This window comes from Lentzea sp. NPDC051208, from assembly GCF_040682435.1.
Classification (GTDB): domain Bacteria; phylum Actinomycetota; class Actinomycetes; order Mycobacteriales; family Pseudonocardiaceae; genus Lentzea; species Lentzea kristufekii.
In genome coordinates, this window is the sequence record NZ_JBFBAW010000030.1 from 1 (window position 1) to 21940 (window position 21940).

10 protein-coding genes are annotated in these 21940 nt (G+C 67.8%); 5 read left to right on the forward strand and 5 right to left on the reverse strand.

Annotation, left to right across the window (positions count from 1 at the left end; all coding sequences use genetic code 11):
• Nucleotides 1–376: 376 nt before the first annotated feature.
• A complete protein-coding gene (locus AB0M48_RS42005; RefSeq protein ID WP_363853826.1) occupies nucleotides 377–820 on the forward strand; it encodes a DUF6098 family protein in 444 nt (147 codons plus the stop codon).
• On the opposite strand, the gene AB0M48_RS42010 is transcribed toward AB0M48_RS42005, so the two are convergent.
• Nucleotides 804–1490: a hypothetical protein gene (locus AB0M48_RS42010; RefSeq protein WP_363853829.1), complete on the reverse strand. Its 687-nt coding sequence runs from the start codon at nucleotides 1488–1490 to the stop codon at nucleotides 804–806. The two genes, AB0M48_RS42005 and AB0M48_RS42010, sit on opposite strands and share 17 nt — an antisense overlap.
• Before the next feature lie 27 nt (nucleotides 1491–1517).
• The gene (locus tag AB0M48_RS42015) at nucleotides 1518–3224 is read right to left on the reverse strand and encodes a tetratricopeptide repeat protein (RefSeq protein ID WP_363853832.1); all 1707 of its coding nucleotides are present in this window, start codon (nucleotides 3222–3224) and stop codon (nucleotides 1518–1520) included.
• A gap of 217 nt (nucleotides 3225–3441) precedes the next feature.
• Between AB0M48_RS42015 and AB0M48_RS42020 the strand changes: the two genes are divergently transcribed.
• On the forward strand, nucleotides 3442–3981 hold the full coding sequence (locus AB0M48_RS42020) for a hypothetical protein (protein ID WP_363853835.1): 540 nt from the start codon (nucleotides 3442–3444) through the stop codon (nucleotides 3979–3981).
• Nucleotides 3982–4235: 254 nt separating this feature from the next.
• The gene (locus AB0M48_RS42025; RefSeq protein ID WP_363853838.1) at nucleotides 4236–7466 is read left to right on the forward strand and encodes a S8 family serine peptidase; all 3231 of its coding nucleotides are present in this window, start codon (nucleotides 4236–4238) and stop codon (nucleotides 7464–7466) included.
• 51 nt (nucleotides 7467–7517) lie between these two features.
• Here the strand turns inward: AB0M48_RS42025 and AB0M48_RS42030 are convergent, their stop codons facing one another.
• The 3 genes from AB0M48_RS42030 to AB0M48_RS42040 all read right to left on the reverse strand — a co-directional run bounded on the left by AB0M48_RS42030 (nucleotide 7518) and on the right by AB0M48_RS42040 (nucleotide 14565).
• A complete protein-coding gene (locus AB0M48_RS42030) occupies nucleotides 7518–7793 on the reverse strand; it encodes a hypothetical protein (RefSeq protein WP_363853840.1) in 276 nt (91 codons plus the stop codon).
• Between the two features lie 150 nt (nucleotides 7794–7943).
• A complete protein-coding gene (locus tag AB0M48_RS42035) occupies nucleotides 7944–9026 on the reverse strand; it encodes a mechanosensitive ion channel domain-containing protein (RefSeq protein ID WP_363853843.1) in 1083 nt (360 codons plus the stop codon).
• A 115-nt stretch (nucleotides 9027–9141) separates the two neighbouring features.
• On the reverse strand, nucleotides 9142–14565 hold the full coding sequence (locus tag AB0M48_RS42040) for a LamG-like jellyroll fold domain-containing protein (RefSeq protein WP_363853845.1): 5424 nt from the start codon (nucleotides 14563–14565) through the stop codon (nucleotides 9142–9144).
• 293 nt (nucleotides 14566–14858) lie between these two features.
• Here AB0M48_RS42040 and AB0M48_RS42045 point away from each other — a divergent pair, with 293 nt between their 5' ends.
• Nucleotides 14859–21470: an RHS repeat-associated core domain-containing protein gene (locus AB0M48_RS42045; protein ID WP_363853848.1), complete on the forward strand. Its 6612-nt coding sequence runs from the start codon at nucleotides 14859–14861 to the stop codon at nucleotides 21468–21470.
• Between the two features lie 7 nt (nucleotides 21471–21477).
• Nucleotides 21478–21813 (forward strand): hypothetical protein, encoded by a 336-nt coding sequence (locus tag AB0M48_RS42050; protein ID WP_363853851.1) that lies wholly within the window; start codon nucleotides 21478–21480, stop codon nucleotides 21811–21813.
• Nucleotides 21814–21940 lie beyond the last annotated feature (127 nt).

Here is a 21940-nt window from a genome sequence, read left to right on the forward strand (position 1 = left end):
GTCGTGGACGCAGCCTCCGACGACGACGCCGACGCCGCCCCCCACGTACACCCCGCCATCACCGGTTGTTTCCGGTGAGGTCGGCGATCACCGCACTTCTGGGTGCCGTCGACCGTCACTACCGGTGAGGGGGGTTACCGGAGTGCCGGTCGACGGCGGGTTGACCGCGGCGCGAGCACGCGACGCCTGCGGAAGGGCTTTTCCAGCCTGGGGGTGCCGGATCGCCCTGGCGAGCAGCTCGAGCGCCAGCGGCCAACCACATTGTTGAACGTACAACCGGACCGTTGTGTTCCGGTCGCCTTTGACTGTGACCAGGCTCAATTCCTTCAGCTGGCCTTCAGGTTTTCTTCAGTTTCGGCCGGGTACGTGACGGGGCGTGACAGCACGGCTTCCCACGATCACGAGCCTCGCCGAGCTCACCGACTACATCGGCGAGGACGTCTACCTGCGCTGGTCCAAGGGCCCGGAAGCCGACGCCGCCTCGACGTCGCGCGACTCGCTGACCGGCGTGGAGCTCCCAGGCCTGTCCGCGAGCCCGTTGCGGGTCGAACCGTGGTGGGACGACCGCTCCCGCGAGCTGTGGGTGGCCCGCCGCCTCTTCGACTACCGCCACCTGCGCGACCTGCGCGGATCCGACGTCCGCGCGTGGGTGCTGCGGGGCACCGAGGTGGGCCGCGGCCCGGACAACGAACCTCTGGTCCGCTGCCAGGAGCCGCTCGCCTGGGTGGCGGACAGCGCACTGGAGGAGTGCTCGGCGCTGGTCGACTCCCAGCACTCCGACGAGTGGGGACCGCTCGACCGCTCTAGCTCAGGTCGTTGAGCTTGCGTTCGGCGGCCTTGCGGGCCTTCTCCGCGGCGCCCGTGACCCGCTTCGCGTCCTCGAGCCGCTCCGCCGCCCGGTCGAACGCGCGCTGCGCCGCCAGCTGGTCGGCCTGAGCCTCGCCGAGGGCCTGCTCGGCCTCGTCCAGCGCCTGCTGGGCCTCGGCCCGCTTGCGTTCCTGCCGCTCCCGCCGCTTGCGGGCCAGCGCGTCCTCGCCGTCCTGAGCCGGCTCGGGCGTGGGGAGCGCGAACCCGAACCCGGAGTACTCCAGCGGCTTGGTCAGGTGCCCGGCGCGCACCTGCTCGGCGGACTCGGGGTCGGCCATCGCGGCCGTCAGCGTGTTGCGCACCTGCGTGACGGCGTCGTCCGCGAGCGGCCCGGTCAGCTCCAGCGTGCGGTAGACCAGCGTCTCCATGAGCTCTTTGCGCTTGCGGCCCAGCTCGCGCATGGTCAGCTGCGCCGTGGAGAGGCCCAGCGCCTCCTCCAGGCCCTCAGGGGCGTCCCGGACGAGCTTGTTGACCGCCCAGGCGCCCACGGTGGGCTTGCGGAGCTCCTGGATGGCCTTGGCCAGGTCCTTGTCCCCGGCCTGCTTGGCCGCGGCGTTGCGGGCCGCGGTGAAGTCCTTCGGAGGCAGGCCGTAGAGCTCGTCGGCGACCGGCTTCAGGTCCATGGGCGCAAGGTAGCGCCTGACCGGCCGTCAGTCCTGCTGAATGCTCTGGAGCATCGAGCGAGCTGTGGTCACGACCGGGTGATCCGGCCCGAGCACCTCCGTGCCGATGGCCTCCACGTCCAGCAACAGGCTTCGCGCCTGATCGTTTTCCCCGCAGCAGGCGAGGGCAGCCCCAAGCTTGCAGCCGGTGAACAGGGTGAGCGGGTGGTCAGGGCCGATGGTGCGCCGATGCCCGTCCCACACCTGCTCGCACACCTTTCGAGCGTCGTCGAAACGACCCAGCGCCCCGTACGCGTCGCTGAGCACGGACAGCGTTTCGAGCGTTCCTGCCCGCGCGGCAAGAGATTGTTCAAGCGCCACGACCGCCTTTTCCGGTCGTCCTGCGAGCGTGTACGCGAACCCGAGGTTGTCCATCGCCGTGAGCAGGTCATTGGTGTCGAACGGCTGTCCCTGCCACGGTTCCAAAGCACGTTCGAGCACGGCGACAGCTTCGTCCGCCCGCCCGGTCTTCATGCAGTACTGGCTGAGGAAATTCGCCGCAGACAGCGTGGCCGGGTGTTTCGCACCGAGCTTCTCGTGTCGTGTGACGAGGTCGATCCGCAGCTGAGCCAGGAAGTCTTCCGGCTGGGTCGTGCTGACCGAGGCGACGCGGCGGGCCTGCAGGAGGAACTCCTGATCATCTCCGAGTCGCGCGACGCTGTCCGCGTACACCTCCTTCGCGAGCGCATCGGCGCGGGAGAGGTCCGCGATCCTCCCCAGAAAGCCCGCTTCCCACAGCCGCAGGAGGATCACCGGCTTGACCACGTGCGCGGGTGCGGCCTGATCGGTGTTCGTCCACAACGCTTCGATCTGCCGCGCGAGCTCGTGGCCGAAGTGGCGGTTCTTCCAGGCTTCGTCGACGAGCCCGGTCCGGTTGAGGAGCAGAGTCGCGGCGAGGCCCACGCCTCTCCCCAGATCACGGACCACCCGTTGCACCAGCCGGTGCATGAGCACGGACGAGTCTCCGGCGAACTCCACCAGCGACGCCTCGTGCAGCTGTACCAGCTCGTCGTCGGCGGACTCGCCCAGCACCTGTCTCGACACGCCGTCCGGCGACAGCACCGATAGCACCTGCACGAGCTGGCTGTCCTGGAACGGTTCCAGCGCCATCAGGATCGCGGTCGCGGCACCGAGTGGGTACGGGTCACCGTCGCGCCGGACGAGGTACTTCTCCGCCGGGAACTCCCGGAAGTTCTCCAGGTACTTCGCGAAGTCCCATCGCGCGGCCCTGATCCGCGCCGCTGCCTGCGCGAGCGCCAGCGGCAGGTACCCGAGCTCGGCGGCGAGTTCGGCAGCGTCTGCGTCGAGCCCGGTGGCCTCGCGCAGGAATCGCGACGCGTCCTCCGACGTCAGGACGTCCACCGGCACCTCGTTACCGATCTGCGACCCGCGCCTGGTGCTGGTGATCACCACCTGGCAGCGTCCGACGGACGGCAGGTGCGGCCGGATCGCGTCCAGTGACACCACGTTGTCGAACACGAGCAGGGCGTTCCCGGACCGCGTCTGCAGGTGGTTGCGCACCCGCGCAGCCGTGACCTCGACGTCGTCCTCCGGCCGGTACAACCCCAGCCGGTCGGCCAGCTCCACCAGCCCGGCCTGGATCTGGCCGGGAGTCTCCGCCCCGATCCAGGACACCAGCCACCCGTCCGACACCCGCTGCCGGGCGTAAGCCGCGGCCAGCTGCGTCTTGCCCACCCCACGCTGCCCCGTGACAACGCACACGGGCTCGCTCAACAACTGAAGCGTCGCCGGCGTTTGAAAGTTGGGTGGCTCGTGCGGAATCAGTCCCGTGACCACCTGATCCGCAGGCACGGCGGGTAAACCGCGGTATTCCGCCCGCACCGGCATCCCGCCGTCCTGGTTTCGCACCGAACGATGCTAAGCCCGGCAATCGGGTAAACAGGATGGAGACATGCACACCAGGTGGAGATGGGTCCTGTTCGGCCTCGGCGCCGCCGTGGCCGCGGTCGGTCCGCTCGCGGCCACGGGCGGCCCCTGGTACGGCTACGTCTTCGGCGGCCTGTGGTTCCTCATGGGCGGCACGGTGGCGTGGCGGACCTTCAAGATGGGCACCAAGGTCACGAGCGAGGGCATCACGTCGAACGGGCTCGACCGGCAGGTCACCGTCGAGTGGTGTGACGTCGAGGTGATCGAACCCGCGCGCAAGAGGAACCTGGTCTTCTTCCACACCATCGCGCCCACGGCACGACTCCGCCGGGGCCGGCACGCGCTGACGGAGCTGAGCCTGCTCTCGGTCAAGAAGGACTCGGTGCCCGAACGGACCGCGAAGCACGTGACGGAACTCCAGCGCGCCCTCGACGCACATCGCGCCCGCTGTTCGGCGTGTGGAGCGCAGCCGAAAGTGCTCGCCACCCCGCAGGGGATCGTGGGCCGCCTGCGGGCGAGATTGCGTGAGCTAATGGGCGGAAATAGCGATCAGTCCATCGCCTGATGCCGGGATCCTGTTACACGCCAACGCCGTTCACCGTTGACAGTGCCTTGACATTCCCCTCCATCAGCTCTTGACTGGAGGACGGTTGCTCGTTCCACGGTGAAAGAGAAACGCGCAGCACTAAAAGCGCGCCCTTTCAAGCCGCTGAACAGTCCAATGTGGATCTGTGAATTGGTCCGATCCGACGATTGCCCCTCGCGAGGCGAAGAGATGTGCTTCGGAGCACTCTTTACCCCACGAAGGGCACATGCGCCGTGAAGAACTGGAGACGCCGCACCGGAACGGTCTTGCTGACCGCGGTGTTGGGCACTACCGGGTTCGGCTTCGCCGCCACCCCTGCCATCGCGCAGAACGCACCGCAGCAGCAGCCGGCCGCTGACAAGCAGCTGGACAAGCAGGACCGGGCGCTCGTCGACCAGGCGGCTCGCGAAGGCAAGCCGACCGTCGACCTGCTGGTCGCCGCCGAGGACGGCAAGACCGACGCCGCGGTCAACGACCTCAAGGCGCTCGGCGCCACGGTCCAGAAGACCGAGAAGGACGTCGACTACGTCAAGGTGACCATCCCGCGGGAGAACGCGGCCAAGGCCGCCAAGCTGGCCTCGGTCAGCACCGTGGACGTCGACGGCCTCGTCGCCCTCGACAACCCGCGTCCCGAGGGCATGGAGCAGCCCGCTCCGCAGAAGGCGCCGGACTCGAAGACCCCGCGCGTCAACCCGTACATGCCGACGCAGGACACGCAGGCGGCGCAGTTCGCTCTCGCGCACCCGAAGTGGGACGGCCGCGGCACCACGATCGCCGTGATCGACTCGGGCATCGACCTGGACACGCCCGCCCTGCAGACGACCAGCACCGGTGAGCGCAAGATCATCGACTGGTACAACGCGAACGCCACGAACTCCGGCGACGGCACCTGGGTCACCATGACCAAGACCGGTCGCGTCGGCAAGTTCACCGAGGGCGGCCGCGAGTGGACCGCGCCGGCGACCGGTGGCCCCTACTCGTTCGGCCTCTTCAGCGAGACCGCGGGCGACCTGAACCTCGCCAACAGCGAGACCGGCGGTGACATCAACCGCGACGGCGACCGCGCGGACGCCTTCGGTGTCATCCAGGACATCACGACGAAGGAAGTCTTCGTCGACACCGACGGTGACGGCAACTTCACCAACAACAAGCGCATGATCGACTACAAGGTCAAGCAGGACGTCGGTTACTTCGGTACCGACAACCCCGCGACCGCCGTCGTCGACCGCATCGCGTTCGTCGTGCAGACCGACCGCTCGATCTACGACAACGCGGGCACGCCGTTCGTCAACCTGGGCATCTCGGCCGCGCACGGAACTCACGTCGCCGGCATCACCTCGGCGTACAAGATGTTCGACGGCAAGATGGCCGGTGCGGCGCCCGGTGCGAAGCTGATGGCCATCAAGGCCTGCCTCACCACGCCGTCCTGCACGAGCTCCGGTCTCATCGACGGTGTCCTCTACGCCGCGCGCAACGGCGCCGACGTCGTGAACATCTCCATCGGTGGCCTCCCGGCCCTCAACGACGGCAACAACGCCCGTGCGGAGCTCTACAACCGCACGATCAACGAGTACAACGTCCAGCTGTTCATCTCGGCGGGCAACTCGGGCGCGGGCGCCAACACCGTCGGTGACCCGTCGGTCGCCACGGACGCGGTGAGCGTCGGCTCCTACATCACCAAGGAGACCTGGCTCTCCAACTACGGCTCGAAGACCGCGCAGAAGCAGAGCCTGCACGGCTTCTCGTCGCGCGGCCCGCGTGAGGACGGCGGCTTCAAGCCGAACATCGTCGCGCCCGGCTCGGCGATCTCCACCACGCCGCGCTGGCAGGCCGGCGGCCCGGTGGCGGGCACCTACGCCCTCCCGCCCGGCTACTCGCAGTTCAACGGCACCTCGATGGCCGCCCCGCAGGCGACCGGTGCCGCCGCGCTGCTCGTGAGCGCGTTCAAGGCCACGCACGACGGCCAGCGGCCCACCAGCGCCGAGCTGCGCTACGCGATCCAGCGCAGCGCGAACTTCGTGAGCACCCTCGGTGCCTACGAGCAGGGCGCGGGTCTGTTCAACACCAACGCCGCGTGGACGCTGCTGGACAAGCACTCCGTGCCGGACCAGGTCACCACGTCCGTCGCGGTCAACACCGTCCTCAGCGGACTGCTGGCCACCCCGAACGTCGGTGTCGGCATCCACGACCGTGAAGGCGTGACCGCGGGCCAGGAGTACACCCGCACCTACACGCTGACGCGCACCACGGGTCACGACGACGAGACGTACAACGTTTCCTGGAAGGGCAACGACGGCACGTTCACGGCGCCGAAGAAGGTCGACCTGCCGCTGAACAAGCCGGTCCAGTTCGCCGTCAAGGTCAAGGCCAAGACCGCGGGTGTGCACAGCGCCGTCCTGCAGCTCGACAACCCGGAGACCCCCGGCGTCGACGCGCAGACCCTGAACACCGTGTTCGCGGCGGAGAACTTCAACGCCGCCAACAAGTTCTCGGTCACCAAGTCCGGCACGATCGCGCGCAACCAGTCGACCAGCCTCTTCGTGAACGTGCCCAAGGGCACGACCGCGCTGAAGGTCGACATGAACGCCGGTGGCGCCGAGGCGGGCAAGGGCCAGGTCCGCTTCCTGCGCTTCACCCCGCAGGGTGTGCCGCTCGACGTCACCAGCTCGACCAACTGCTACAACCCGGACGCGGGCGCCGGTTGTGCCGGTGGCACGCCGACCAGCCGCACGGTGGCCAGCCCGATGGCCGGCGTGTGGGAGATCGTGATCGAGGCGCGTCGCACCTCCGACGCCGACGTGGCGCCGTACTCGGTGACCGCGTCCGTGCTCGGCACGACGATCAGCCCGAACCCGGACACCATCGCGTCCGGCACGGTGGGCACCCCGATCGAGCGCTCCTACACCGTCACGAACACGCAGGCCAGCTTCAACGGCCGGCTCGCGGCGGGCGCTGTCGGCAGTGCCAAGACGGCACGTCCGACGATCGCGAACCTGGAGTCCCAGCAGTACCCGATCGCCGTCACGGCCGGCGCGTCGAAGCTCACCGTCACGATCGGCAACCCCGCCGACCAGGGCGCTGACCTCGACCTGTCCGTCTACAACTGCACGTCGGGCAGCTGCGTGCTCGCCGGTCAGTCGGCGGACGCGGACTCCGAGGAGTCGGTGACCATCACCAACCCGGCCGCCGGCAACTGGGTCGCCCTGGTGGACGGCTACGCGGTGCCCGCGGGCACCACGGCGTTCGACTACTTCGACGTCTTCACCTCGGCCGGTCTCGGCACGCTGTCCGTCACGGACAGCAACGCCGACCGCGCCGCCGGTGCGTCGTGGAACGCCACGGGCGTCATCACGCCGCTGGGCCAGCCCGCAGCCGGCCGCGTGCTGCGCGGTGAGCTCGAGGTGCGCACGGCGGACAACACCGTCGTCGGTGGCGGCGCCGTGATCGTCCAGTCGGTCAGCTAACAGCTCGGTAGTACGCGGAAAGCCCCAGAATCCACGAGATTCTGGGGCTTTCTACGGTTCGGGCAGCTTGTTGCCGAGCGGCTCGTCCAAGTCCACCTTGGACACGCCCTTGATCAGATGCGCGTCTTCCACCTTGTCGACCGGCATCTCGGCGCGCAGGTAGCCGATTCTGGGATCCCGCGACTCGACGGTCGCGCCCAGCTTCTCCAGTGCCTGCTCGACCTCCTCGTCGCGTCCCGGCTGCACGGAGATCATCAGTGGCACTGTGAGGTGGCCGTCGCGCTTCGCCTGCTCGACCCGGAGCTTGTCCGGTTTTGCTGAGGACACGATCGGCACCTCCGCCAAGGGCACGGCTGGAGACCCGTTCGTACCACAACTGCCGAGAGCCAGCGCGCAGAACGCGACGGCGAGCGGTCTTCTCATGTGGAGAGGACGGGACGGGCTCCGCCGGCGGTTGCATCCTTTTTTCCGGCCGGTCTACCCCTTGGGGCCCGCAAACGCTTGCTCCCGCAGCGCCCCGTCGAGGCTCTCGCCGAACACCCGAGCGTCCGTGTGCTGGTCACCGGCGGGCTGAGCCTTCTTGACCCCGGTCACGGTCTTCGTCCTGACCTGCGGCAAGGCGCCACCGTGGTAGCGCTGCACCCAGTCGACCAGGTGCTCGCGCGTCAGGCACCGCAGGTCCCAGAGCTTTCCGGCATCAGCGGCGCTCACCAGCGCACGCAACCGCACGAACCCCTGCGTGGCCTGCGTGACCTGCAGAACCGACACCCGTCCGTCCCACAGGTCGCTGCCTTCCAGCATGGACCGCATCTCCTGCCGCATCGCCTCGACGGGCACCGTCCAGTCGAGATCGAGCTCCACGGTCCCGAGCAGCGCCGACTGCGTGCGCGTCCAGTTCTCGAACGGCGTCTTGAGGAAGTACGAGGTCGGCAGCACCATTCGCCGGTCGTCCCACAGGTGCAGCACCACGTACGTCAGCGTGACGTCCTCGACCCGCCCCCACTCGCCTTCGACCACCACGACGTCGTCGAGGCGCACCGCGTCGCTGAACGCGATCTGCAGCCCCGAGATCAGGTTGCCCAGCAACGACTGCGCGGAGAACGCCGCCACCGCACCGATGACCGCGGCAGAGGCCAGCACGGTGGACCCCACTGCCCGAGCCCCGGGAAAAGTCATCAGGATCGCGCCGATCGCCAGCACACCGATGACCACCAGAACCAACCGCCGCACCAGCGTGACCTGCGTGTGCACCCGCCGCGCGTGCCGGTTGTCCGTGACGTCAGTGCGAATCCGCGACAGCGAAACGTCCACAAGGGTGCTGATCAGCGCGGCCAGCAGCCACGCTCCAGCCAGGATCAACGCGATTCCCAGCACGTGCAACGTGACCGGGGCGTCGACCGGGTACGCGCTCAGGCTTATCTGAGCGGCCAGCAACGCGCCGAACACCTGACCGGGCCGGTACATCCGGCCGCTGAGGGTGAAGCGGCGGACCAGCCGGTGGATCACCTCCACCGCGAGTAGTGCGAAGGCCACTGAGCAGCCCATGACGACGAAAAGCACTGTGCCTCCTCCCTTATCGAGAGGGGGTACCCGGCGTCTGGGAAGGGGAACACCATGAGGCACCTCACGAAAACGGGCGGACAGCCTCAGCTGCCCGCCCGTTCCTCTTACCAGGTCAGAGTTCTGCCCTCGGAGGGAAGTCGTTCACCGCCTCGGCCAGGTACTCGGCCAGCCGTCCGTGGTAGGCGTCGTTGGGCACCCCGTTCGTGAGGTACTGCGCCGCCACCTTGCTCGCGTCACCGGGGTCGCGCACCGCCGCGTCGAAGTCGACGATGTGGTCCGCGTCGTAGTTCCGGTAGTTCGTCAGCATGTCCGCGTTGAGCTGTTGCCGCTGCACTTCCCGCTGGTCGCCGACCGCGAGGCCGAGCGGCGGGATCGTCGTGAGCACCACGTGCAGCGCCGTGCCGTCCTGCCTGAGCTGTTTCTTCAGGCCGGTGCGGGTGTTGATCAGGTCCGTGAGCGAGGCGCGGACCTGGTCGGCGGGCACGCCTCGGAGGATTTCCGCGCTGCCCAGTGCGACGAGTGCCGTCCGGGCGTTGGCCGCGCTGAGCACGGACCGCTCGATCTCGGTCTTGTAGTCGGGTCCGAGCAGCACACCGGTGTTGGGGAACGGTGCGAAGTCGGGCTGCTGGTAGCTCAGGAGAGCGTCGTTGACCGTCAGCACCCGCTGGTGCGCCCGCACGTCGGAGACGTTGCCGTTGAACCAGTTCACGTGGTTGGACGCGCCGGACAGCGACCGGCCGATCACGAACTTCCCGTTGGCGGCGAAGGGGATCACGTCGTAGATCGCGCCCTGCAGCTTGCCGTTGACGTACAACTTGGCCGTGCGCGTCTCCGCGTCGAAGGTGCCGGTGAGATGCGTCCAGTCCGTCGTCGCCTCGTCCCACGAGGGCATGTCCCGCACCCACGGACTCGTCGTGCTGTCCGAGCCGCGCAACGTGAAGATCCAGCGTCGCTTCGTCGGCGAGTAGTGCAGGGCGAACCCGTCGGCGTTGGCGCCTTCCTGGCTCACCGCGGTCTGCGCGGTGGTCAGCGACCGGGTCTTGACCCAGGCGGACACGCTGAAGTTCCTCGTGGTGTCGACGACCTTGCCGCTGGTGGCCAGCGCCGCGCCACTGCCGCTGAGCAGCACACTGCCGTTGTGGTCCGGTGAGAACGCGACGTTGCCGGTCGCCGTGGCGGGAGCGGTCCCCGCGGAGTCGCGTGCCACGGTGCCGCTGCCGTCGTCCAGCTTCCACCTGCCGACGTCCGGCACACCCGCTCGGCTCGCGTTGACCAGGCCGCCGGGCAGCACCTGCCCGACGGAGCCCAGCTTGCCGGGGAGGTGGTCGACCCAGGTGTCGCGCTGGGCCGAGCCGGGAGGTGCGGTCGCGGACAGCGAGTCGCCCAGCACCACCACGGTGCCGGAGCCGGCGTCCGTGGTGGACACGTCCACCGCGGAGACGAAGTAGCTCCCGGTCAGCGTCGCCGTGAACGGCGTACCGGTCGTGTCGGCGACGTTGTTGTTCCAGGCCAGGAAGGTCGGCGCCGAGGCACCCCCGTGCACCGGCGCGAGCGTGGTGCCGGTGGGGATGTAGGTGCTGACCACCAGGTTGCCGTTGCCGCCCGGCATCGCGATCGGGTCGCTGTAGATTTCCGCGCCCGCGTTCAGGGTGACCGAGGCGCTGCCGGAGAACTTCAGCGCGGTCGGCGCCGCGGTGGTCGCCGCCTCCGTGCCGGACTGCGCCGCCACCGAGGCCGCGCCGATCTGCAGCGGGGAGTCGTTGCCCACGTTGGAGAACTTGACCCGCACCTGCGCACCCCGCACGGTCGGCTTCAGCACCGTCCGCAGTGTCCGGTCGGTGAACCAGTAACCGTCCGGTGGCACGACCGCTCCATCGGCCGGTGCCGCCCAGGTGCCGACCCAGCCGGCGTCCACCGGCCTGGGCGCCATCGCCAGGACGTGCAGCGCGGTCGAGATGACGCCGGGTGCCAGTGCCGCACCGGAGTTCGGCAGGGTGATCGACTTCAGCGTCTTGTTCGGGTCGGTGGGCAGGAACACCGGCCGGATGACGGGCCGGCGGGTGCGGTCGACGGTGCTGAGGACCTTCCAGTACGGCAGCACGATCTCGTCCGTCTGCAGGGGCGCGGCGGTCCAGTCACCGACCTTCGGCATCGTCGGATCCGAGGTGGTGCCGTCGGTGTAGGTGATCGTGGCGTTGCGCGCCGCGGTCTCACCGGCCGTGCTGAGCACCAGCAACCCCACCGAGTTCGCCTTCACCTGCTGGGTGGCGGGGAAGGGGATGGTCTGGCCGATCGCCACGACGTTGTCGTTGCCGGTGGCCGGGTTGCGCGCGGGCATCGTGAACGTGGCGCCGTTGACGGACAGGACCGATCCGGGGGCGAGCCCGGCGGCGGCCATGGCCTCGGTGGACAGACCGGAGTTGACGTAGTCCAGCGCCGCGGTCGGACCGGCGTCGTTGCCGATGCCCCGGTTGTTCATGGCGTCGCTGAAGCTGGCCGTCGTGACGTTGTTGATGGGCAGGAACGTCAGGTAGTCGAGGCCGATCCGGTAGCGGGCGTGGGTCGAGGCCGGATCGGTCCCGACCGCCGTGAACGTGATCCTGTGCTTGCCGGCGGTGAGGTGCACACCGTTGAGCGGCACGAACTTCGCCGCGGCCGCGGGGTCGTAGCCGTTGACGGGTGTCGTGTCCGTCCGGCCGATCGGCCTGTCGTCGACCTTCACGCTGAAGTTGCCGTAGTGGAACGCCGCGGTCATGCCGAGGCCGACGGCGTAGTCGGCTTCGATCGGGGTGCTGAACTCCAGGGTGAACGACTTGCCGAGCTCGTCGTTGTCGAAGCGGCGCTGCGCGTTGCTGTTCCAGGCGGGACCGCAGCAGTCGGGCATGTGGTCCAGCGGTTTGTCGGTGGCGACGACCGGCATGACCTCGGCGTCGAGCTTGACGGTGGGCGAGAGCTCGAGGAAGTCGAACCCGGTCTTGAACGTGGTCGCGGTCGAGCCGGGTTTCTTGTTCATGGTCACCTTGAGCCGGTGCCATCCTTCGGTCAGCTGGACGCCCGCGAGTTTCTGCTTGTCGTATCTGGGCGTCGCGGAGTTGGAGACGAACGGCTTGCTCACCGGGGCGCCGTCGAGGGCGAAGGTGAGCTGGTCCGGCCACGCGGTCGTGCTGTTCATCAGCCCGGCGGTGATGTCGTAGTCACCGTTGGCGGGCACCCGGAACTCGAAGGTCACCCACGCGCCGTCGGTGGTCGACTGCATCGACAGGTACTTGCCGCCGGAAGCCGCGGCGTCCGGGACGAAGCTGAACTCCATCCCCTGCGACTCCGGCGAGTACACGTCAGGGGTGTTCTCGAACTCGTACTTCGCCGTCGGAGCCGGCGTGACGAACGAAGGGGACACGTAGAACTCGAACGCCTGCGACTCCGGTGACAGCTTGTGGGCTTCGTCGAAGCTGCGCACGTGCAGGGTGTGCCGGCCGGGCGTGAGGGTGGACGGCACGGTGATGGTCGCGGAACCGTCGGTCGTGCCCACCCAGCCGCCGTTGGCGAACGTCCTGTTGTAGTCGCAGTCCGTTGTGGACGGTACGGTCTCGGTACCGGCACCGGCGAAGGTGTAGGTGAAGCCGGAGATGTACTTGCCGCCGTTGGCGTTGAAGGTGAACTTGCCCGGCTGGTTCTGCGGCCGCGACCAGTAGCCGCCGACGTAGTCGTCGCTCTTGATCGTCGGGACCTGGGTGATCGGTGTGCCGCGCACGTAGAAGTGGGTGTGCGGCGACTCGTCCGACCAGAGGTAGTACCCGGCGTTGCCCGGGTAGATGTTCCGGCCGTACGACTTGTACTTGTACAGGCCGTCGATGAGCGTGTTGTCGCTCGTGAAGCTGCCGACCGAGCCGGACGAGATCTCCGGCGGCACACCGGTCTTGGCGACGGTGGTCCCGTCCGCGTTGATGATCTCGTGGAAGAGGTGGAGGTTGAGCGCCGGGTTGTTGCTGTCCTCCATCGTCGACGAGACGGTGGGCTTCGAGTCCGGAGTGCGGATCGAACCGTTGCAGATCACGGAGTTGCTGACCGAGTACGGCTTGGGGTTCTGCGGCCGGAACGAGAACTTGATGTCGAGACGGGGGTTGTTGCCGAACCGCTTCCAGTGGTCCATCGTGTCCTCGTTGCCGGGAGCGCGCAGACCGAGGTTGAGCCACTGGTAGTCCCACCTGGCGGCGTCCCTGGCGACACCTTCGACCTCGAACTCCACCTCGCGCGCACCACCGCACTGGTCGCCGACGTTGGACCACTTCGTGTCGATGTCGGTCGTGCTGGCGGGGCCAGGCCACCTCGTGCCGGAGTTGATGCCGGAACCGATCATCGCGACGGTCGGCTCCGAGGTGCAGCCCATCGCGGTGTGCGCCTGGGTGACCCAGAAGCCGGCGTCGAAGATCGTGGCCTCGTAGCCGAAGCGGTGGTTGAGCTCGCTCACGGGGAAGTCGAAGTAGGACCGGGCCTTGAAGCTGCTGCTACCGCAGCTGCTGTCGCGGTACCTGTCGCAGTAGCCGACCTTGGCCCAGTCACCGGTGTTCCAGGTCTGCCAGCCGGCGCTCGTGACCGTGATCCAGTTCGTCCGGTTCTTCGAGAGCGGAGGGTCGATGTAGACGGGGTACCGCACGTCCGGCCCGGTCAGTGCGCCGGGGGCGGGCTTGATCTCCACCTCCGTCGCGCCGTCGCCGGTGGGCTTGGCGGTCATGTCCAGCTTGGAGATCTTGCCGTTGGAGGGGTCGATGCCCTGCACCGAGCCAGGCTTGCCGGCTTTGGAGGAGTCCCACATGATCGGCGACGACCCGCCGAACGCGACGTTCCCCTTGCTGTCGCTGGCTTTCAGCAGGTCGTCCGATTCGGACAGTTGAACACCGTCGCCGGAGAGGCGGTACTTGATGCGGGTCAGTTCGGGGTTGGCCGCGGCCTCGGCGTTGTGCACGACGAGGACGTGCGAGTAGCCGAGGTTGTTCGCCTTGACTTTGAGGTCGACGCCGGGAAGGACGCCGGCGTAGGTGGCGGAGTCACCGTCGATGACGGGTTTGGGCAGGGGCTTGTCCCAGTTGAGCGAGACCGACTTGTCGCCGTCCTTCAGCGTCGCGAGCGGGCCGTCGCCGCCGCCGGAGAACGCCAGGTCCGAAGTGGACGCCTTGGGTGCGATCTTGCCATCCGCGTGCTGCACCAACGAGTTGTCCGCGGCGATCCACTTCCCGTCGCGCTTCACGCGCACCGGCTGGTTGTGGACGCTGAGGGTCATCGTGCCGTCCGGGTTGGCGCGCACGACGGAGTTCTCGGTTGTCTTCTCGGAGATCTCCACCGGCTGACCGGTTCGCTGCGCCTCGGTCGCCGCGTTCGTCTCGCTTTGCGGTGCGGCGGCGGGCTGCGGAGCGGTGGGCTCGGGCCGGGGCGCCGCCATCGCGGGCTGGGTGAGGCTCAACGCCGTCGCTGCCGCGGCCAGCACGGCGACGGCGAGCCTGGCTCTGGACCGTCTGGCAGAGATCGATCTTGGACGCACTTGTACAACCCCCAGGTCTGACCGGCCGCGAGATGCGGCCGCGGCGCACGATAACTCTGCCGAGTCCTCAAAGGCCAGAGGGATGTTGGCCACTCGGGTGACGCGGCGAACAACATCTGCAATGCATCTTCCCGAACCGCCGGTCGCTGGCTTACAGTCCCCGTCGCGGTGCTCCGTGCGGGGTACCAGTGCGCTGGGGGGTGTACGTGTCAGACGGAGATTTCGCGCGTGCTGAATCGGCCGGTTCGGGCCTGAGACGCAGACGCAGACGAACCAGGATCGCACTTCTCGCGGTGCTCGCCGTCCTGTCCTCGACCGCCGTGGCCATCACCGTGACCAGGTCGTCGACGCAGGAGACGGGCACCGCTTCCGCGCGCGTCCTCGATCACGTCGACCTTCCTGTGGCACAACGAGAAGAGCCGCCGGTGCCGGAGAACGGCGAGCTGCGCGACGCGCGCTGGCCGTCGGGAGCCCGTGGCACCGTGCTGGCCACGAGCAGCCCCCGCCAGGTCGCGAAGACCCAGGTCACCGTCGCGAAGAAGACCGGGAAGCCGCAGGTCGTCGCGGCGACGGTGATCGACCAGGAGCGGAGCCGCAAGGCCGGCGTCTCCGGTGTGGTCCTCGAAGTCCGCCCGACCGGCGAGGCCGAGGACGGAGACACACTCTCAGTGGGTCTCGCCTACGGGGAGTTCGACAAGGCCATCGGCGGTTCCTTCGGTTCACGCCTGGGCCTGGCCACGATGCCCGCCTGCGCGCTGACCACTCCGGAACGCCCGGAGTGCCGGGTGCAGGAACGAATCCCGTCGCACAACGACCGCGCCAAGCGCACGGTCACCGCCGACATCCCCGCCGAACCGGTGCTGCTCGCGGCGGTGGCGGACCAGTCCGGCCCGCAGGGCACGTTCAAGGCGAGCTCCCTCGGCCCGTCCGGCAACTGGTCCGTCTCTCCCGGCACCGGTTCCTTCAGCTGGTCCTACCCGGTCGACGTCCCGGCCCCTGCCTCGGGCAAGGTCGCCCCGAAGCTCTCGCTCGCCTACAGCTCGTCCAGTGTGGATGGACGGACTTCCGCGACGAACGGTCAGGCGTCGTGGATCGGTCAAGGCTGGGACTACACCCCGGGTTTCATCGAGCGTTCCTACAAGCCGTGCAGCGAGGACAAGACGCTCCCGCAGGCCCAGCAGACCGCGGACAACTGCTGGCAGGGTCAGATCGTCACGATGAACCTGGGTGGTCAGTCCAACCAGCTCGTGCGCGACGACAACACCGGTGTCTGGCGCACTTCGGGTGACCACGGCGCCAAGGTGGAACTCGTGCAGGGGGCCGCCAACGGCCTTGCCGAGGGCGAGCACTGGAAGGTCACCACGACCGACGGTGTGAGCTACTACTTCGGCCGCAACAGGGGTGACGGCTACAACGGCCAGGAGGAGACCAAGTCCGCCTGGGGCGTGCCGGTCTACTACCCGAAGGCCGGAGACAGCTGCTACCGCGCCACTTTCGCCGACTCGTGGTGCAAGCGCGGCTGGCGCTGGATGCTCGACTTCGTCGAGGACCCGCACGGCAACGTCACCTCGTACTACTACACGCCCGAAACCAACTTCTACGGCGCCAACGGCAAGAACACGGGCGTTGAGTACACCCGTGGCGGCACGCTGAGCCGCATCGACTACGGCCTGCGCAAGGTCGGCGGCTCCATCTACACCACGCCCGCACCGAACCAGATCGTGTTCACCCCGGCTGCCCGGTGCGTCCCGGCCGACGGCTACAACTGCGACCTGGCGCAGCTCGACGAGTCCAAGGCCAAGTACTGGCCGGACCTGCCCCAGGACCAGATCTGCAAGCCAGGTGCTACGTGTGAGAACCACGCCCCGTCGTTCTTCTCCACCCAGCGGCTGAGCAAGATCACCACCCAGTACACGGTCGGCGGCTCGACGAAGCCGGTGGACGTGTTCGAGCTGGGGCAGACCTATCCCGAGCTGGCGGACAAGGAACTGCGGCTCGACTCGATCAAGCGCACCGGGTACCACCCGGACGGCGCGTCGATCGCCATGCCGCCGATCACGTTCGAGAGCCAGGCGCTCGCGAACCGCGTCGAGGGCTACAACTCGACCGGTGCTTACTTCCACTGGCGTCTCACGAAGGTCAACACGGACACCGGCGGCCGGATCAACGTCACCTACAGCGACCCGGACTGCACCTCGTCCAGCTATCCGACGAACTTCGCCCAGAACGACCGGCTCTGCTACCCGGTGTACTGGACGATGCCGCTCAACAGCGACCCCGTGCTCGACCTCTTCCACAAGTACGTGGTGCGCAAGGTCGTCGTCGAGGACAGCAACAAGGTCGGTGACGACCCGCCGCGGCCGGTGTCCCCGCAGCAGATCACGACGTACCGCTACCTGGGCACGCCCGCGTGGCACTTCGACGACAACGAGCTCGTCAAGCCCGAACACCGCACCTACGGCCAGTTCCGCGGCTATGAGAAGACCGAGGTCCTCAAGGGTGACGGCGACGGCCCGGAGAAGGAGACCCTGACCCGGTCGACGTTCTACCGCGGCATGGGCGGCACCATCACCGACTCGCGCGGACAGTCCGTTGTGGACAACAACCTCTTCGCCGGCACCGTTCGGGAGGAAGAGGTCTTCGACGGCGACGGCGGTACGCGCCTGTCGTCGAGCTTCTCCACCCAGACGGTGGTCGGCTCGCCCACGGCCAGCCGGGCTCGCCCGGGCCTGGACCCGTTGACCGCCAACGTGGTCGAGGTCGCCGGTACCGCGTCCGTCACCTATCTCGCCGGGGGCGGGGAGAAGAAGGCCTCGACGGTCAACCGCCACGACGCCCTCGGCCGTGTGGTCGCGAAGACCGACTCCGCCGACGGCCTCCCGGACCTCTGCACGACGAGCAGGTTCGCGGAAAACCTCGCGCTCGGCATCCGCGATCGGATCTACGAGGTCGTCCAGTCGCAGCAGGCCTGTCCGGCGGAGGGCGTGGCGCCTTCACCGGTCACCAAGCTGGTCCGCACCTACTTCGACGGCTCGGCCACGCTCGGCGCGATCCCCGGCGTGGGCAACCCGACCAGCACCGCCGAGGCGGTGCGCGCGCCCGACGGCTCGCTCACCTTCCAGCCGAGCGGCACCATCTCCTACGACTCGTCGGGCCGGCCCAACAAGACCGTCGACGCGTCCAACCGCACCACCCTCACCAGCTACACCCCGGCTGACGGCGGACGACTGTCGAAGATCGTCTCCGTCAACGCGAAGAATCAGACCAGCACCGTCGAGTTCGAGCCGTCGCGCAGCGCCACCGTCAAGACCACCGACGTGGGCAACCGCGTCACGGAGGCGACCTACGACGCACTCGGCCGGCTGACCGCGTTGTGGAAACCGGGACAGGCCAGGAGCATCAGCGATCCGTCGGTGAAGTACGAGTACGTGCTGCGCGCCGACGGGCCGCTCGCGGTGACGTCGAAGGCGCTCGTCGACAACGGCACCAGCAAGAACTACGTGACCGCGGTCAGCCTGTTCGACGCGTTCGGTCAGTCGCGTCAAACGCAGTCGGAAGCGCTCGACGGGTCGGCCAACCGCGTGATCAGCGAGACGTTCTACGACTCGCACGGCTGGGCGGTGTCGAGCAACAACGGCTTCCTCGTCGCGGGAGCCCCGGGCACAACGCTGGTCGACGTCGCGGAAGCGTCCGTGGACAACCGCACGGTCACTCAGTTCGACGGTTCCGGTCGCGCCGTGCAGGCCACGTCCTACAAGGGACTCACCGCGATCAAGCAGACCAAGACCGTCTACGGCGGCGATCGCACCACGACGTTCCCGCCGACCGGTGGTGTGATCAACGAACAGATCAACGACGCCCGCGGCCGGGTCGTGGAAACCCGTCAGTACACGACCGCACCCGCGGTCAACGGGTCCGTCGTCTCCGGCGGCGCGTTCCAGGCGACCACGCGCCGGTACACCGCCAACGGCCTGCTGGACCAGATCAAGGACACGGCCGGCAACGAGTGGTCGTTCAACCACGACCTGCGTGGCCGCGTCGTCAGCCAGACCGATCCCGACGCGGGCACGGTGAGCACCACCTACGACGCGCTCGGCCAGATCGAGTCGACCCGCAACGCCGCCGGGCAGATGTTGTTCTACGAGTACGACGAACTCGGCCGCAGGACGGTCGAGCGCGCCGACTCGAAGACCGGCGCGATGCTCGCGCAGTGGCGTTACGACGGTGCCACCAACGGCGTCGGCCTTCCCTTCTACAACACCCGGTACACCGCGAACGGCAACTTCGACTCCGGCCCCAGCGCCTACGACGGCGCGGGCAACGTGACCGACCTGATCCTGCGTGTTCCGGCGTCGGAACACGGCCTGGCCGGCACCTACACGACGAAGACCGCCTACACGACGACCGGCCTGCCGAAAACCTTGACGCTGCCGGCGAAGGGCGGACTTCCCGGAGTCGCGATCGCCACGTCGTACACCAAGTACGGACTGCCGGAGAAGACCGAGGGCTACAACGCGTACGTCTCCGCGTCCACCTACACGCCGTTCGGTGAACCGCTGAAGTACGTGCTGGGCGCCAACAACGCGGCCACCGATCTGTCCTTCGACTACGACGCCCACACCCGCCGCCTGGCGCTCACGAAGCTCTCCGGCGGGCCGTCACCCCTGATCGACCAGACCACCTACAGCTACGACCACGCGGGCAACCTGCTCAAGCAGATCAACAACCAGGGTGACCGCGGCGTCCGCTCGCAGTGCTTCGCCTACGACACGCTGCAACGCCTCACCGAGGCGAGGACGTCGACCGACGCCTGCGCCACCGCCCCGTCCAAACTGACCCTCGGAACCCTGTCGCCGTACTGGCACTCCTGGACCTTCGAGCCGACCGGCCTGCGCAAGACCCAGGTCGCGCACAGCCTGACCGCGGGCCAGCCGGACAAGACCACCACCTACGACTACCCGGCCGCGGGCGCCGCCCGTCCGCACTCGCTGACGAGCACCTCCGACGGCACCTCGTACACCTACGACGCCTCGGGCAACACCAAGACGCGCACCCTGCCCACCGGCGTCCAAACCCTCGACTGGGACTACTCGAGCAGGCTGAAGTCCGTCACCGCGCCGGAAGGCACCACGTCGTACATCTACGACGCCGACGGCAACCAGCTGATCCGCCGCGACCCGGACAAGACGACGCTGTTCGCGCCGGGCCAGGACCTCGTCCGCAACCACGAGTCCGGCATCGTCACCGGCACCCGCTACTACGCGCACAACGGCACCAAGGTCGGCATGCGCATCGCCGGCGGCAACTTCAAGTTCGAGGTGTCCGACCTCCACCAGACCGGCCAGCTGACCGTCGACTCGGTCTCACGCGACGTCACCCGCCGAGCATCAGACCCGTACGGCAACGTGCTGGGCGAGATCACCGGCGGCCCCTGGCCCAACGGCCGAGGCTTCCTCGACAAACCCGTGTCGTCCGTGACGGGCCTGACCGACATCGGCGCTCGCAAGTACGACGCGTCGACCGGCCGCTTCATCTCGGTCGACCCGCTGCTCGACCTCACCGCCCCGCAGACGTGGACCGGCTACACCTACGCGAACAACAACCCCACGACGTTCGCGGACCCGACCGGTCTCTTCTGCGACGGCTGCGAGTACGCGGGCAGCGGCGACAACCACGGCGTCGGCTGCTCGTACGACCCGACCGGTTCCTGCCGCTCGCAGGAGGAAGTCGACCTCTCGTACCAGATCCGCACAGGTCGCAACGAGGACACGACCAAGCAGCCGATGATCGGCGGCCGCCGCGTGCCCACGTTGAAGGAGCTCAACAGCCGGGTCGTCTACGGCACCTTCGGCAACAACGACTACCTGGAAGGTGTCGAGGCCTGGGCGAAGCGGACCTGTCAGCGCGCGAGTGCCGCGGATGGTGACTTCTGCAGCGCGGCCGACGCGATGGGGCTGTTGGACCCGAACCCGGTGGGCAAGGCGATTCTCGAAGTCGCCTTCCAGTTCGTGTGCAACAGGTTCGCGCCCTGTGCGGTCGCTTCCATGGCCGTCGGGTTGCTGATGGCGATGAACGAGGGGCCTGAGGCCCAGGTCGACGCGGCGATGGACACGAAGGGGCCGCGCTCGCCCAGCACCACCAAGAGCCGGACTGCGGGATGCACGGGAGCGAACAGCTTCACCGGCGACACGCTGGTGTTGATGGCGGACGGGTCGACGAAGCGGATCGACGAGATCGAGGTCGGCGACAAGGTCGCCAACAGCGATCCCGAGAGCGACAACACCGAGCAGCACGAGGTCCTTTTCGTTCATGTCACGGACGAAGACAAGGACTACGTCGACCTGACCATCTTGACTCCTGAAGGCGTCGAGACGATCAACGCGACGGCGCACCACAGGTTCTACAGCGTTGCAGCAGGCGATTGGGTTCACGCGACGGATCTGAAGGCCGGCGACGAGCTCAACACGCCTGGCAACGGCCGGGTTGTGGTCGGGTGGGTGCGCGACTACACGGCGCAGCTCCGGACGTTCAACCTGGCTATCGACACCGTGCCGACGTACTACGTGCTGGCTGGTGGGACACCTGTACTCGTCCACAACGACGGCTTCGAGTGCCGGATCGGCTCCAACGGCTGGCCGATGCCGGACAACAACAACTGCAAAGAATGTGCACAGACGATCAAGGGGTTGATCGGCGGCGACATCTATCACGTCACAGACGCGTCTGGCACTGGGAGGTTGGGGCCCTCGAAGCACAACCCTCACGGAACCTGGCATCACCACTACGTCGTCATCAAGGACGACATCGCCTATGATGGATTCACGGGCTCTAAGGGCATGCCGTTCCAAGAATACAGAGACCAGTGGTTGTACGGTGAATACCTCAGTTTCGCACTGGTGGAGTGATCGAGTGATGGATCTGCCTGAGCTGTGCTTCCACCTGCGGAACCGGCGCCGAATCTATCTGTTCGATGACAGGTACGGATCGGCTGTGGGCTTCGTCGAGGGCTACAACTCGGCCTTCGGCGGGGTGCCGCTCTCCGGTTTTCAGGACTATGTGGCGACCTGGGTTGGGCGCAGTAGCTCGGCAGTGCATTGGTCGTATCTGATTGCATCGACGTCGATCCCAGAATTCCTTGACGGGACTTTTGATCCGAACAAGGTGCCGGCCGAGCTAGGAGTTCTGCTCACCGACAAGCTGATCGACCTGCTCGAGGCGTTTCATGCGGATGGCGCTTCTGAACGGTAGACCGGGTCGGACGAGACCTCGGTGAGCAGTTCGGGGTGACGAGCGAGGGCCACATGCCCTCGCTCGTCACCGCTCTCCTCTTCCAAGGCACCGTTGCGCTTCCGGTTTGAGTCTGTAAGACTCAAAC

Bases quoted from the DNA above. Each gene is read 5' to 3' on its own strand.
- AB0M48_RS42010 (WP_363853829.1), bottom strand. From the start codon at position 1,490: ATGGACCTGAAGCCGGTCGCCGACGAGCTCTACGGCCTGCCTCCGAAG.
- AB0M48_RS42020 (WP_363853835.1), top strand. From the start codon at position 3,442: ATGCACACCAGGTGGAGATGGGTCCTGTTCGGCCTCGGCGCCGCCGTG.
- AB0M48_RS42050 (WP_363853851.1), top strand. From the start codon at position 21,478: ATGGATCTGCCTGAGCTGTGCTTCCACCTGCGGAACCGGCGCCGAATC.